Annotated in this window: 5 protein-coding genes and 1 pseudogene (1 of these 6 only partly in view); 3 read left to right on the plus strand and 3 right to left on the minus strand. The window is 73.9% G+C overall.

Going from position 1 to position 14,328, the window contains the following annotated elements; genetic code table 11:
- Positions 1 to 10,956, minus strand: partial view of a non-ribosomal peptide synthase/polyketide synthase gene (locus tag ACH4TL_RS28600; protein ID WP_398320830.1) — the beginning only. Its footprint begins 12,129 nt before the window's first position; 10,956 of the gene's 23,085 nt are visible here — the first part of the coding sequence; the start codon lies at positions 10,954 to 10,956; its stop codon lies off the left edge, out of view.
- Positions 10,957 to 11,265: 309 nt separating this feature from the next.
- Positions 11,266 to 11,682, minus strand: coding sequence for a hypothetical protein (locus ACH4TL_RS28605; RefSeq protein WP_398320827.1), 417 nt, complete (start codon positions 11,680 to 11,682; stop codon positions 11,266 to 11,268).
- A gap of 961 nt (positions 11,683 to 12,643) precedes the next feature.
- Here ACH4TL_RS28605 and ACH4TL_RS28610 point away from each other — a divergent pair.
- A complete protein-coding gene (locus tag ACH4TL_RS28610) occupies positions 12,644 to 13,078 on the plus strand; it encodes a hypothetical protein (RefSeq protein WP_398320824.1) in 435 nt (144 codons plus the stop codon).
- Between the two features lie 209 nt (positions 13,079 to 13,287).
- On the opposite strand, the pseudogene ACH4TL_RS28615 reads toward ACH4TL_RS28610, so the two are convergent.
- A pseudogene (locus ACH4TL_RS28615) lies at positions 13,288 to 13,365 on the minus strand (dihydrofolate reductase); the annotation flags it as partial.
- A gap of 127 nt (positions 13,366 to 13,492) precedes the next feature.
- On the opposite strand from ACH4TL_RS28615, the gene ACH4TL_RS28620 reads away from it, so the two are divergent.
- Both ACH4TL_RS28620 and ACH4TL_RS28625 read left to right on the plus strand, forming a co-directional pair.
- Positions 13,493 to 13,984, plus strand: coding sequence for a DUF2975 domain-containing protein (locus ACH4TL_RS28620; RefSeq protein ID WP_398320821.1), 492 nt, complete (start codon positions 13,493 to 13,495; stop codon positions 13,982 to 13,984).
- The gene (locus tag ACH4TL_RS28625) at positions 13,984 to 14,205 is read left to right on the plus strand and encodes a helix-turn-helix domain-containing protein (protein ID WP_398320818.1); all 222 of its coding nucleotides are present in this window, start codon (positions 13,984 to 13,986) and stop codon (positions 14,203 to 14,205) included. The genes ACH4TL_RS28620 and ACH4TL_RS28625 overlap by 1 nt, the downstream gene beginning before the upstream one ends.
- Positions 14,206 to 14,328: the final 123 nt, after the last annotated feature.

A 14,328-nucleotide genomic window follows, 5' to 3' on the forward strand; every position in this document is an offset into this window, starting at 1 on the left:
GGCCACCGCCTCCAGCAGCGTGACGAAGCGGTCGGCGATGCCCCGGGCCGTGTCCGCGCCGAACAGGTCGCTCGCGTAGTCCAGGACGCCGCTGATCCCGGCCGGTCCGCCGTCCGGGCCGGTCTCCTCGGTCACCGTGAACGCGAGGTCGAACTTCACCGCCGTGGTCGGCACCGGCAGCGGGCCCGCCTCCAGCCCGGGCAGCAGGCCGAGCGGGACGGCGTCGGTGTTCTGGAGCGCCAGCATCACCTGGAACAGCGGGTGGCGGGCCAGCGAACGGGTCGGTTCGACCACGTCGACCAGGTGCTCGAACGGCACGTCCTGGTGGGCGTAGGCGGCCAGGCCGGTCTCGCGGGCGCGTGCCACCAGTTCGGTGAAGGCCGGGTTGCCCGAGGTGCTGGTGCGCAGGACGAGGGTGTTGACGAAGCAGCCGACGGCGTCGTCCAGCGCGTCGTCGGTGCGGCCCGCGACCGGGGTGCCGAGCGGGATGTCGGTACCCGCCCCCAGCCTGGTGAGCAGGGCGGCGAGCGCGGCCTGCACCACCATGAACAGGCTCGCGTCGCCCTCCCGGGCGAGGTCGCGGAGCCGGGTGTGGGTCGCCGCGCCCACGGTGAACGGCACCCGGCCGCCCCGGTGGGAGGCGACGGCGGGGCGCGGCCGGTCGGTGGGAAGGGTGAGCTGTTCCGGCAGGTCGGCCAGGGCCCGCGTCCAGTACGCCACCTGGTGGGAGAGCAGGCTGTCCGGATCGTCCCCGCTGCCGAGGAGGTCGTGCTGCCACAGGGCGTAGTCGGCGTACTGGACGGGCAGCGGCGCCCACCCCGGGGCCCGGCCGTCGCGGCGCGCCGCGTAGGCGGCGGACAGGTCCCGGGCGAACGGCACGTTCGACCAGCCGTCACCCGCGATGTGGTGCATCACCAGCAGCAGCACGTGGTCATCCGCGCCGAGGGCGAACAGTTCGGCACGCAAAGGGAGTTCGGCGGTCAGGTCGAACCGGTGGCCGGATGCGGCGGCCAGCGCCCCGGCGAGCGCGGCATCGTCGATCTCGCGGACCGGCAGGGCGGGAGCGGCCCGCTCGGGGTCGAGCACGAGCTGCCGGGGGGTGCCGCCGGTGTCGGGGTAGACCGTGCGCAGGATCTCGTGCCGCGCGGTCACATCGGCGAGGGCGGCGGTCAGCGCGGCACGGTCCAGGGCTCCGCGCAGCCGCAGCGCGAGCGGCATGGTGTACGCGGCGCCGGCGCCGTCGAGCTGGTGCAGGAACCACAGCCGTGCCTGCGCGTACGACAGCGGCATCGGGTCCGGGCGGTGCGCGGCCGGGAGCAGCGCGGGCCGCACCTGGCCGTCCGTGTCCTCGATCCGGGCGGCCAGGCCCGCCACCGTGGGTGCCTCGAACACGTCCCGCACGGCCAGTTCCACGCCGAGTACGGCGCGGACCCGCGAGATCAGCCGGGTGGCCAGCAGCGAATGCCCGCCCAGGGCGAAGAACCCGTCGTCGATCCCGGGACGGGCACACCCCAGCACCTCGGCGAACAGCCCGCACAGCATTTCCTCGCGCGGAGTGCGCGGCCCACGACCGCCCACGGACGCGGTGGGGTCCGGGGCCGGCAGGGCACGCCGCGCCACCTTTCCGCTCGGCGTCAGCGGCAGCGCGCCGAGCACGACGACCGCGGCGGGCACCATGAACTCCGGCAGGCTCCGGGCGGTGTGCGCCCGCAGGGCGGCCGGGTCCGGGACCGCTCCGGGCGCGGCGACCACGTAGGCGACCAGCCGCCGGTCGCCGGGGCGGTCCTCCCGTACGACGGCCACGGCGTGGGTCACGTCGCGGTGGCGCGACAGGACGGCCTCGACCTCGCCGAGTTCGACGCGGAAACCGCGGATCTGCACCTGGTCATCGGCTCGTCCGGCGAATTCCAGCGCCCCGTCGGCGGTCCAGCGGCCCAGGTCGCCGGTGCGGTACATCCGCGTCCCGGGCGGCCCGAACGGGTCGGCCACGAAGCGTACGGCGGTCAGTCCGGGGCGGCCGTGGTAGCCGCGGGCGAGCTGGGCGCCCGTGAGGTACAGCTCGCCCACCACACCGGGCGGGACCGGGCGCAGCCCGGCGTCGAGGACGTACGCCGCCATGCCGGGGACCGGCCGTCCGATGCGGGGCCGTTCGGCGCTCGCGACCGTGGCGCCGATGGCGTCGACGGTGCATTCGCTGGGCGCGTAGTAGTTGTGCACCTCGGTGGCGGGCAGGGCGCGCAGCTCCCGCCACAGCGCCGGGCCGGTGGGCTCCGCGCCGAGCACGATCGCGGCGGGCTGGTGTCCGTCGCCGCCGAGGTGGCCGAGGGCGAGGAGTTCCCGGGTGAGGGTCGGGGAGACGGCCAGGTAGCCGATCCGGTGCCGTCGTACGTAGGCGCCCAGCGCGGCGGGGTCGCGGCGGGTGTCCTCGTCGACCACGTGGAGTTCATGGCCTGCGAGGAGGCCGAGCAGCTGGCCGACGCCCACGTCGAACGACAGCGACGCGGTGTGCGCCACTCGCAGCCGCCCTCCCGACGCCCGTGCCGCCGGGGCGAAGACGCGTGTCCGGTGGGAGGCGTAGAGGTTGGCGATGCCGCCGTGCCGCAGGACCACGCCCTTGGGCACTCCGGTCGATCCGGAGGTGTAGACGACGAACGCGGCGTGGTCGGGGCGGACGGCGCGCGGCGCGAGCGGCTCGCCGGACGGCTCCTCGTCGTCCGAGTCGCCGGAGTCGTCCAGGTCGGCCAGGTCGGCCAGGCCGTCCAGCGGGACCAGGTCCGCGGTGTGGCCGCCCAGCCGCGCGGTGGCCGCCTCCTCGGCCACCAGGACGCGCACCCCGGAGTCGGCGAGCATGAACGCCAGCCGCTCCTCGGGGTATCCAGGGTCCAGCGGTACGCACGCCCCGCCCGCCTTCCAGATGCCCAGCACCGCGGGCACCATCGCGGCCGAACGGGTCACGCACAGCCCGACCAGGGTGTCCGGGCCGACGCCGCGCTCGGCCAGCCGCCGGGCCAGCCGGTCGGCCCGCGCGCGCAGCCGGGCGTACGTCAGCGTCTCGCCGCCGGCGACCACCGCCTTCGCGTCCGGGGTCAGCGCCGCCTGCCGCTCGAAGAGTTCGGGGACGGTGAAGGCGGGCGCGGCGGCGGGGGTACCCGCCCACTCGGTGAGGATCCGCCGCCGCTCCTCGGGGGCCAGGATCTCCAGCGTCCCGATGCGCGCCTCCGGCTCGTCCGCCGCGGCGCGCAGCAGCGTCACGAAGCGGGCCAGCAGTTCCTCGGCGGTGGACTGGTCGTACAGGTCGGCGCTGTACTCCAGGAGGCCGCCGAGCCCTTCGGGTTCACCGGCCGGACCGCGCGCCTCGGTGAGGCCGAAGGAGAGGTCGAACTTGGCCGCGCCCACCTCGGCCATGTCCGGGCTCACCCGCAGCCCGGGCAGCTCCAGCCGGGGTTCGGCGTTGTTGTGCAGGGTCAGCATGGTCTGGAACAGCGGGTGCCGGGCCGCCGACCGGGCCGGGTTGACGACCTCCACCAGGTGCTCGAACGGCACGTCCTGGTGGGCGTAGGCGGCGAGCGCGGTCTCCCGTACCCGGGCCAGCAGATCGGTGAACCCGGGGTCGCCGGAGGTGTCCAGGCGCAGCACGAGGGTGTTGAGGAAGAAGCCCACGAGGCCGTCGAGGGCGTCGTCGGTGCGTCCGGCGATCGCGCTGCCGAGCGGGATGTCGGTGCCCGCGCCGAGGCGGGTGAACAGCGCCGCGAGACCGGCCTGCAACACCATGAACAGGCTCGCGCCCGATGCGCGGGCCAGCGCGTCCAGCCGGGCGTGCAGGTCCGCGTCGATGCGGATCGGTACGCTTCCGCCGGTGTATCCGGCGACCGCGGGGCGGGGCCGGTCGGTGGGCAGGGTCAGCTCCTCCGGCAGCCCGTCGAGGGTGCGCGTCCAGTAGGCGATCTGGCCGGAGATGAGGCTGTCGGGGTCGTCCTCACCGCCCAGCAGTTCCCGCTGCCACAGCGTGTAGTCGGCGTACTGGACGGGCAGCGGGTCCCACCGCGGCGGCTCGCCGCGCAGCCGGGCCGCGTAGGCAGTGGACAGGTCGCGGGCCAGCGGGCCGTTGGACCAGCCGTCACCGGCGATGTGGTGGATGACCACCACCAGCACATGGGTGTCCGGGGCGAGCGCGAGGAGTTCGGCGCGCAGCGGTGTCCGGTGGGTGAGCTGGAACCGGTGGGCCGCAGCGGCGGCGACGGCCTCGGCGAGGCGGGCCCGCCCCGGCTCCCCGGTGTCGTCGATCCGGCGCACCGGCAGCTCGACCGCGGCAGCGGCCGAACCGGCGTCGAGCACGACCTGGTGCGGTACGCCTCCGGTTTCGGGGAAGACGGTGCGCAGGCTCTCGTGCCGGGCCACCACGTCGCCGAGGGCGGCGGTGAGGGCGGTGTGGTCGAGGCCGCCTTCGAGGCGTACGACGAACGGCAGGTTGTAGTTGGGGGCCGCGCCCTCCATCTGGTGCAGGAACCACAGCCGGGCTTGCGCGTAGGACAGCGGGATCGCCTCGGGGCGGTGCGCGCGGGGGCGCACCGGGGGGCGTCTGCGGCCGTGGGCTCCGGTCAGCCGGGCGGCGAGACCGGCCACGGTGGGGGTCTCGAACACGGCGCGGATGGGGAGTTCAGCGCCGAGTACGGTGCGGACGCGGCTGACCAGGCGGGTGGCGAGGAGGGAGTGACCGCCGAGGGTGAAGAACCCGTCGTCGACCCCGGCCCGGTCCACGCCGAGGACCTCGGCGAACAGCCCGCACAGGATCTCCTCCTCGGGGCCGCGCGGCGGGCGGCTCGCACCGGTCCTGGCCCGGGCGGGCGCGGGGAGGGCACGCCGGTCGACCTTGCCGTTGGCGGTCAGCGGGAGCGCGTCGAGCGTGGTGAACAGCGCCGGGACCATGGCCTCGGGCAGCCGCCGCGCCAGGTGCGCGCGCAAGCCCTCGGGGTCCGGTTGTTCCGCGTCGCCGGCCGGGACGACGTAGGCCACCAGCCGCTGGTCGCCCGGCCGGTCCTCGCGGACCGCCACCGCCGCCTGGACGACGGCGGGGTGGGTGGTCAGCGCGGCCTCGACCTCGCCGGGTTCGACCCGGTGGCCCCGCACCTTGACCTGGTCGTCGGCCCGGCCCGCGAACATCAGCGTCCCGTCCGCGGTCCACCGGGCCAGGTCCCCGGTCCGGTACATCCGCTCCCCCGGCGCGCCGAAGGGGCCCGCCACGAACCGCTCGGCGGTCGCCACCGGCCGGTTCAGATAGCCGCGCGCGAGCTGGGCTCCGGCGATGTACAGCTCACCGGTCACCCCGGGCGGCACCGGCCGCAGCCGGTCGTCGAGCACATAGGCCCGCATGCCCGTCATGGGGCGGCCGATCGGGAGGGTGTCGGTGTTCGTGGCCTCGCCCGGGACGAGGGGGAAGTCCAGGCATCCGACGGTGGTCTCGGTGGGGCCGTAGTGGTTGACGACGGACACCCGCGGGTGGCGGGCGCGCCAGGCGGCGAGCGGCCCGGCGGGCAGCGCCTCGCCGCCCAGCACCAGCTGCTCCACCGGGGCGAACGCCTCGGGCAGCGCGGCCAGGAGCGCCAGATGGCTCGGGGTGGCCTTCATGAACGTGGCCGGGGTCCGGGCCAGCCGCGCCGTAAGCCAGGGGCCGTCGTCCAGCGCGGCCACCACCGCGCATCCGCCCGAGGTGAGGGCGCCGTACAGGCCGGTGACGGCCAGGTCGTAGGCGAGCGCGGTGGGGACCAGGACCGTCCCGTCCAGGCCGGTGTAGACGCGCCGGGCGCGGGCCACGTAGTCCGCCAGGCCGCGGTGGCCGACCACCACGCCCTTGGGGGTGCCCGTGGAGCCGGAGGTGTAGATGACGTAGGCGGGGTGGTCGGGCAGCAGTGGAGTGATCCGGTCGGTGTCGCGGGGGCACGTGGCGGGCTGCCGTTCCAGCGCCCGTACGGTCCCGAGGTCGTCGAGCAACAGACGGCCGGGGTGCGCGGGCAGGTCGGCAGCCGCCTGCCGGATCGTCACCAGCAGGGCCGGGGCGGCGTCGCCGAGCAGGACGGAGACGCGCTCACGGGGCTGGGCGAGGTCGATCGGCAGATAGGCGGCGCCGGACTTGAGCACGGCGAGGAGGGTGACGACGAGTTCGGCGGAGCCGGGCAGCGCGACGGCGACCACCCGTTCCGGTCCGGCCCCGAGGGAGATCAGCAGCCGGGCCAGGCGGTTCGCCCGGGCGTCGGCCTCGGCGTACGTCCACTCGGCGTCCGGCGCGGCCACCGCGGGGGCGTGCGGGGTGGCGGCGGCCTGCCGCGCGAACAGCTCCGGCAGCAGGGCGGGTGACCGCCCGCCGGGTGCGCCGGTGTCGTTCCACGCGGTCAGCAGGCGGTGGCGCTCGGCCGCGCTCAGCATCTCCAGGCGGGACAGGGGCCGGTCCGGGTCGGTGGCGGCCGCCTCCAGGAGCCGTACCCAGCGGTCCGCCAGGGCCTCCACGGTGGCGCGGTCGAAGAGGTCGGCGCTGTACGAGGCGTAGCCCTCGATACCGGCCGGGTCGCCGTCGTCCGTGGTGGCCCCGGTCAGGTTGAGCGCCAGGTCGAACTTGGCGGTGTCCGACTCCACCCGCTCGGCGACGGCGCGCAGACCGGGCAGGTCGACGGCCGGTCGCAGCCCGCTGTTGAACGTCAGCAGCACCTGGAACAGCGGGTGGCGGCTCAGCGACCGGGCGGGGTTGAGAACGTCGACCAGGCGCTCGAAGGGCACGTCCTGGTGGGCGTGGGCGGCCAGGTCCGTCTCGCGTACGCGGACGAGGAGTTCGCCGAACGCCGGGTCGCCGGAGGTGTCGGTGCGCAGCACCAGGGTGTTGACGAAGAAGCCGACCAGGTCGTCCAGGGCTTCGTCGGTACGGCCCGCGACGGGCGTGCCCACGGGGATGTCGGTGCCCGCGCCGTGCCGCGTGAGCAGCGCGGCGAGCCCGGCCCGCAGCACCATGAACAGCGTCACCCCGTGGCGTTCGGCCAGGGCCGCGAGCCGCCGGTGCGCGGCGGCGTCCAGGCGCACCGGTACCGTGCCGCCCCGGTGACCGGGCACGGCGGGGCGGGGGCGGTCGGTGGGGAGGTCGAGTTCGGCGGGGAGCCCGGCCAGCGCGCGGGTCCAGTAGGCGACCTGGCGCGCCCCGGCGCTGTTCTCGTCGGCCTCGTCGCCCAGCAGTTCCCGCTGCCACAGCGCGTAGTCGGCGTAGGCCACCGGCAGCGGGTCCCAGCGCGGCGGCCCGCCGCGCAGCCGGGCCGCGTAGGCCGTGGACAGGTCGCGGGCCAGGGGGACCATGGACCACGCGTCCGCGGCGATGTGGTGCACCACGACCGACAGCACGTACCGGTCCGGACCGAGGATGAACAGCTCGGCGCGCAGCGGGGTTTCGCGGGTCAGGTCGAAGGCGGTGGCGGCGCTCGCGGCCAGGGCCCGGTCCAGTTCGGCCGGGCCGACGTGGCGTGCGGGCAGGGTGACGGCGGCGTCGGCGGGGTCGAGCACGGTCTGCCGGGGCGCGCCGTCGGACTCGGGGAAGACCGTGCGCAGGGGCTCGTGGCGGCACACCACGTCGGTGAGCGCGGCCCGCAGGGCGGTCGGGTCGAGCGTGCCGTCCAGCCGCAGCACGAACGGCATGTTGTAGTCGGCCCCGGCCTCCGGCCCCTCCAGCCGGTTGAGGAACCACAGCCGGCGCTGGGCAGAGGAGAGGGGGACCGCCTCGGGCCGCTCCATGGGGCGCAGCGGCGGCCGGGTGGACCCGTCCGCCGCGCCGAGCGCCGCGGCGAGACCGGCCACGGTCGGGGCCTCGAACAGGGTGCGCAGCGGGAGTTCGGTGCCCAGCGCGGTCCGTATCCGGCTCAGCAGCCGGGTCGCCAGCAGGGAATCCCCGCCGAGGTCGAAGAAGCCGTCGTCGATCCCGGCCCGCTCCACGCCGAGGACGTCGGCGAACAGCCCGCACAGCAGCCGCTCGGTCGCGTCGCGCGCCTCGCGCCGGGCCCCCGCGGGGGTGAACTCCGGGGCCGGGAGCGCGGCCCGGTCGAGCTTGCCGTTGACCGTCAGCGGCAGCCGGTCCAGCACGACGACGGCTGCCGGGACCATGTGTGCGGGCAGGATCCGCGCCGCGTAGGCCCGCAGCTCGGCCGCCTCGGGGCGGATGCCGGGCGCGGGGACCGCGTAGGCCACCAGCCGCTGGTCGCCGGGCCGGTCCTCCCGCAGGAGCACCACGGCCCGGGCGACCGCCTCGTGGCGGGCGAGCGCGGCCTCGATCTCCCCGGGCTCGATCCGGAACCCGCGCAGCTTCACCTGGTCGTCGGCGCGTCCGGCGTAGTCCAGCCGGCCGTCCTCGTGGAGCCGGGCCCGGTCCCCGGTGCGGTACATCCGCGTCCCCGGCGGGCCGAACGGGTCGGCCACGAACCGTTCCGCGCTCAGCCCCGGGCGTCCCAGGTAGCCGCGCGCCAGACCGGGCCCCGCCACGTACAGCTCGCCGGTGACGCCGGGGGGAAGGGGCTGGAGGGCGCCGTCGAGCACGTAGGCGCGCAGGTCGGGGATCGGCTCGCCGATGACGCCGCGGGGTGACTCGGCCATGGCGTCGGCCTCGCCGAGCGGCGCCGCGGTGACGTGCACCGTGGTCTCGGTGATGCCGTACATGTTCACCAGCCGCGGGGCGTCGGCCGGGTGGCGCGCGTACCAGTCCCGCAGCCTGCCGGGGTCCAGCGCCTCGCCGCCGAAGATGACGGTGCGCAGGGCGAGTTCCGCCGGGCGCTGGGCCTCCTGGACGGCGCGGATCAGTTGGTGGAAGGCGGACGGGGTCTGGTTGAGCACGGTGACCCGCTCGCGTACGAGCAGGTCCAGGAACTCCCCGGGGGCACGGCCGACGTCGTGCGGTACGACGACCAGCCGCCCGCCGGACAGCAGCGGGCCCCACATCTCCCAGACGGAGAAGTCGAAGGCGAAGGAGTGGAACAGCGTCCACACGTCGTCCGCGCCGAAACCGAACCACGCCTCGGTCTCGGTGAACAGCCGCACCACGTTGCGGTGTGGGACGACCACGCCCTTGGGGGTGCCGGTCGATCCGGAGGTGTAGATCACGTACACCGGGTGTGCGGGGTCCAGCGGGCCGGTGCGGTCGGCGTCGGTGAGGTCGCCGCCGGGCGTGGCGGCCAGGGCGCGGAGGGTGGTGTCCGCGTCGAGCGGCAGCGCGGCGTCCGTGCCGTGCGGCAGCCGTGCGGCCACTTCGCCCGTGGTGACCAGGCACACCGGGTCGGCGTCGGCCAGTGTGAGCGCGATCCGTTCGGGTGGATAGCCGGGGTCGACCGGCAGATACGCCGCGCCCGCCTTCACCACCGCGAGGAGGGCCACCACCAGGTCGGCGGAGCGTGGCAGTGCCACGGCCACCAGCCGTTCCGGCCCGGCCCCGCGCCCGATGAGCAGCCGGGCCAGCCGGTTGGCCCGGTCGCCCAGCTGTGCGTAGGTCAGGGCGGCGTCCCCGGCGGTCACCGCGATGGCGTCCGGGGTGCGGGCGGCCTGTTCCTCGAACAGCCGCGGCAGCGTGTGCGGCGGGGCGTCGTGGCGGGGGGCGGGGGCGGGTGACACCGCGCGTGCGCGCTCGTCGGGCGGCAGCAGGTCGAGCCGGCCGATCGGTGTCTCCGCGCCCGCCGTCGCGAAACTCTCCAGCAGGCGCAGGACGCGGCGCCCGTGGGCGGCGCCGTCGTCGGCGTCGTACACCGCCGGGTTGGTGTCCAGGTGGAGGCGCGGCGTGCCGTCACCGGCGCGGTCGTCGACGCACAGGGAGAGGTCCTGGACCGGACCGATCGAAAGGTTGCCGGGGACGGCCCGCGCCTCGCCGAAGGCCAGGTCGTAAAAGAAGGGCATCACGTTCACCGTCGGGCCGAAGAGGCGCCGACCACCGGCCACCGCCCCCAGCTCCCGGCTCAGGTCCTCGTAGCGGTAACGCTGGTGCCTGAGCAACTGCCGGGCCTCGTCGGTGACGTGCCGCAGCAGCTCCCGGCCGGTCATCGCGGGCCGGATGTCCAGCCGCAGCGGCAGTTCGTTGGACATCGGCCCGCGGATGCCCCGTCCGGCGCCGGTCCGCCCGGTCACCGGGACGCCGAGGGCCACGTCGCCGGCGCCGGTGGTCCGGCTCAGGTACACGGCTGTGGCGGCCATCAGCACGGTGGGGAAACCGACCCGTAATCGGCGTGCCAGCGCCCGCAGTCCGGCCGTGGTCGCGGCCGGTATCCGGGCGGTGTGCCGGTGGAAGCTCCGCGAGACAGCACTGGTCCGCCCCGAGAGGCTCACCGGTTCGGGGCGGTCCGTCAGCCGGCCCAGCCAGTGGTCCCGGTCACCGGCGAAGCGTTCCGATCCGCGGTACGCCGCGTCGTCGGCCAGCAGCAAGTCCAGCGAGCCGCTGCCGTCCTCGCGCACCGGCTCACGGCGCACCAGGGCGGTGTACACCTCGGCCACGCGGTGCGCGAACAGCGCGCACATGTATCCGTCGGTGACCAGGTGGTGGCCGCGCAGATAGAGGACGTGGCGGTCGTCACCGGTCCGCAGGAGCGCGAGGACGAAGGTCCGGCCGGACTCCAGGCTCACCGGACGCGCCACTTCGGCCCGCATCCACGCCTCGGCGGCGGCGCGCGGATCAGGTTCCCCGGACACGTCGAGCACCGGGAACGGCCAGTCGGGCACCGGTGCGTACACCTGCCGGGGGCCGTCGTCGTCCTCGGTGAAGCCGACATTGAGCGTGTCGGTCTCCGCCACCGCCCGGCGCAGCGCGTCCTCCAGTGAGGCCACCTCGAGCGGACCCGTGATCTCCAGGTACTCGGCGGTGTTGTAGGCCGGGCTCGTGGGATCGAGCCGCTGCGCGAACCAGATGCCTCGCTGCGCCACCGAAAGGGGCCAGCTGCGGCGCGGATCACCGGACACTACTCGTCCAATCTTCCGGCACTCACCGAACGGCAAGGCAAGTGGAATCGATGATGATGTCCCAAGCCGGGACCAGCAGTGCGGTAGCGATTGCGCGCTTGGAGAGTACAAAGGCTCCGGTCAGGAGCTCCACGGTGACCTACGCCACGTTTGACGCGTCAACTCTCACATCGCGCGGCTCCTCGCCCGGCCAACGCGGCCGCCAACCCGGCAGACCACGCATTACCCGTGGTAGGTCTTGGGAGGTCCTGACGTGTTCTGTTCACTCATCTCATGTGATCAAGCCATAATGTGCCCCCGGTAGTTGCCTCAAGCCCGACGCCCGGCCCGAAGAAGCCCCGGAGTCCGTCGCCCGTGGGCCCGATGGGCAGGCTGTGCGGTGACGGCGAAGGCAGCCGCCGCGTTCGCGCCCCCGCGCGGCCTCCACCGGGCTCGGCCCCGCTGCCGAGGAGAGCGAAGAAAGCTCACCCGTTGGGCGTCGCCCGCGCCGTTGCTGTCGTGCGCCGCTCGGATGCCCTCGGTCTGGAACGCGGCGTCGAAGGCGCCGGCGTACTCGCTGTCGCGGTCCCGGATGAGGAAGCGCAGCGAGTCCATGCGTATGCCCAGGCCGGTGGCGAGGTTGCGGGCCTGCTGGGTGGTCCAGGCCGCGGTCGGGCGTGCGGTGACGCCGGCGACGTGCAGGCGCCGGGTGCGGTGCTCGAGGAAGATGTCCCGCCGTAGGAGCACTGCTGGGACAGAGAGAAGACATCGAGTCATCCGGTGGAGAAGCCCCACAGGGTGGCCGCGTCGGCCCGGTCCTCGGCCTGAAGCGCCTTCGCTGTGATGGTGGCAACCGCGTGTTTTACACGGGTGGGCCCTGCTCGACGCCCATCGCAGTACTGCGGCTTCAGAAGCTTCAATGGGTGCATGGTTGATGCTTTGTGGGACCGCCTGTCGCCGATGACGCGAGCAGAGGTCGATGGTCTGATCACCGCTGGCCGTAACGTGCAGGCCATCGCGCTGATGCGAGAACGCGTCGGCGCGCCTCGGCCGGGTCTCCGTGACTGCGTTGACCTTCTGGAGCACCGTGCCAGAGTTCTGCGGAAGTAGCTGCGCCTGTGCTGGTGCCGTCCGGCAGGCTGCGGGGGCGCTCAGCTCTTCACGCACCTTCTCAGCCCTCGGCACGCCCGGCAGCGTGACCGTGCCGGCCTCGCCGCTCGGTGCCCCGGCCGGAGACAAGTGGGACGGTTTGGCGTCGCTCGTCTGCGGGGCCGCCGGATGCGGAACCGCCTGAGGCCGCGGTGACCGCGCAGGACACATCCAGAGCAGCGGCCACCTGTCTCGCCTATGCGTCGAAGCCCAACCACAGCGGCTCCCGGATGACGGGTACCGGGGGCCTCAGCTCATGCTCAGGTGGGCCTGTGACCTGCACCAGCGAGGCGGACCTCGAGTTCTGCAACAACTTCTCGAACATGTGGATGACGGCAGCGACCTCACGTCAGCTCGAGCGGCACTACGGGCCATGGCACGGCAAACAGCCCCGTCCTGTACGTGCCCTGCGCGCAGTGGGAAATTGGGGGGCTGTGGCAGTGGGGCTGATCCTCGCCCCAGGCCCTTCCACTCGCCGTTGAGAGGGTCGACCGTGACCTCGGACCACGACATGCTTTGGACCCGCTGCGCGCACCTGGGCCGTGTTCTGCTGCCACTGATGGACCAAGAGCCATGGCGGCAGGCCCGTCGTCACGAGAACCTGCGGACCTGGGGCATCGACACGGGCGAAGGCGAGCAGCTGATCGAGGTCTTCGCGGCTCTGGCTGCCCACGCCGTCGCGGCGGAAGCTTCCGTGTCCGCCGCGGAATTCGACGCTCTGCCCCTCAGCGCCGTGGCCGACGCGGCGACCGGCAAGCGCGACATCGACCTGCTCACAGGGCTCCCGGGAACCTTCGCCGACAGCCGTGACGGACAGACCGTCGGCCTCTTCCGCCTGTACGCCTACAAGGGTGAGCAGTCCGGCCGCTGGCTCTTCCAGCTGAGCAGGGAACTGCGCCATACGCTGATCGTCCTCGCCGAACGCTCACCGGTGCCATCCCCCACGTGCGGGGACGTGTTCCGCCTGGCGGCCCAGGTCGGCCTGCCGCAGTGATCGAGCGCGCCCGCTCGGCTGCGGAGCGGGCAGCCATAGACCGTGATCTTCACGGTTGAAGGGCGGCTTGTCGGCGTAGTGGCTGCGGCGGGAACGCGCTTGCTGCCGCCCGTCGAGACGGACCTCGGTGGTCGGCAGTCCGTCGCGTCGCTGGAGCCGGCAGCAGCCGAGCGTCAGGCGCTCATCGAGCGCTGGGGCGAACGCCACGGTGGCGCTCCGCCGGTGAACAGTGGCGTCCCGGCGCCCAGGACGACGGGCGCGAGGTGCAGCACCAGGACGTCGACCAGCCGGCGTCGAGCCAGGGCTGCGACGTCCCGCCACTGGGCGAAACTGCCGACCACCCTCCGCACCAGCCCTTGCTTAACCTATCGAATATCGATAGATTTCCATCGGAATTCGGTGGAAGGATGGGCCATGGGAAAGCTGACCGTGCGCGCGCTGCGCGCCGTGCTCGTGGTGGTGCTCGCCGGCACCGTGTTCGTACAGGCAGGGATGGTGTGGGCGTTGGCCAGTGGGAGCGACCCGGAGGACGGGTCGCTCCCACTGACCTCGCTGCGTGTGGCCACGATCCTGGGCATGGTGTCGGTCCAGGTCGCCCTGGTCTGCGTGTGGCGGCTGGTGGCGATGGTGCGTCGCGGAACCGTGTTCTCCCACGCCGCCTTCCGGTATGTGGACGGTGTGATCGGCGCGATCGTGGCGGCCGCCCTCGTCTGGTTCGCGGTCACGGCCATCAACGCGCCGGGGCAGCGGGACGACCCGGGCGTCACCGTCATCATGGGCGGGATCGGCGTAGCCATCCTGGGAGTCGCGCTCATCGTGCTCCTCCTGCGGATGCTGCTCGCCCAGGCCGTCGCGCGCGACGTCGAAGCATCACAGATGCAGGCCGAGTTGGACGAGGTGATCTGATGCCGATCACCGTCGACATCGACGTGATGCTGGCCAGGCGGAAGATGTCCGTGGGCGAACTCGCAGACCGCGTAGGGATCACACCCGCCAACCTGGCGGTACTCAAGAACGGCCGCGCCAAGGCGGTGCGCTTCGCGACGCTCGCCGCTCTCTGCGAGGTGCTCAAGTGCCAGCCGGGCGACCTGCTGCGCTGGGAGGCCGAGGACGCCGCAGGCGAATGACATGCCCTTCCAAGATCACGGACTTCTCGACGCCCCGTGATCCGACACCGCCCCAGCCACCATGGCCCGAGCCGGGAAGCACCGGTTCCTGAGTGGTCGTGCTGGCTGCCGGGCCGGAATCCG

This window comes from Streptomyces sp. NPDC021115 (genome assembly GCF_044333065.1).
Taxonomy (GTDB): domain Bacteria; phylum Actinomycetota; class Actinomycetes; order Streptomycetales; family Streptomycetaceae; genus Streptomyces.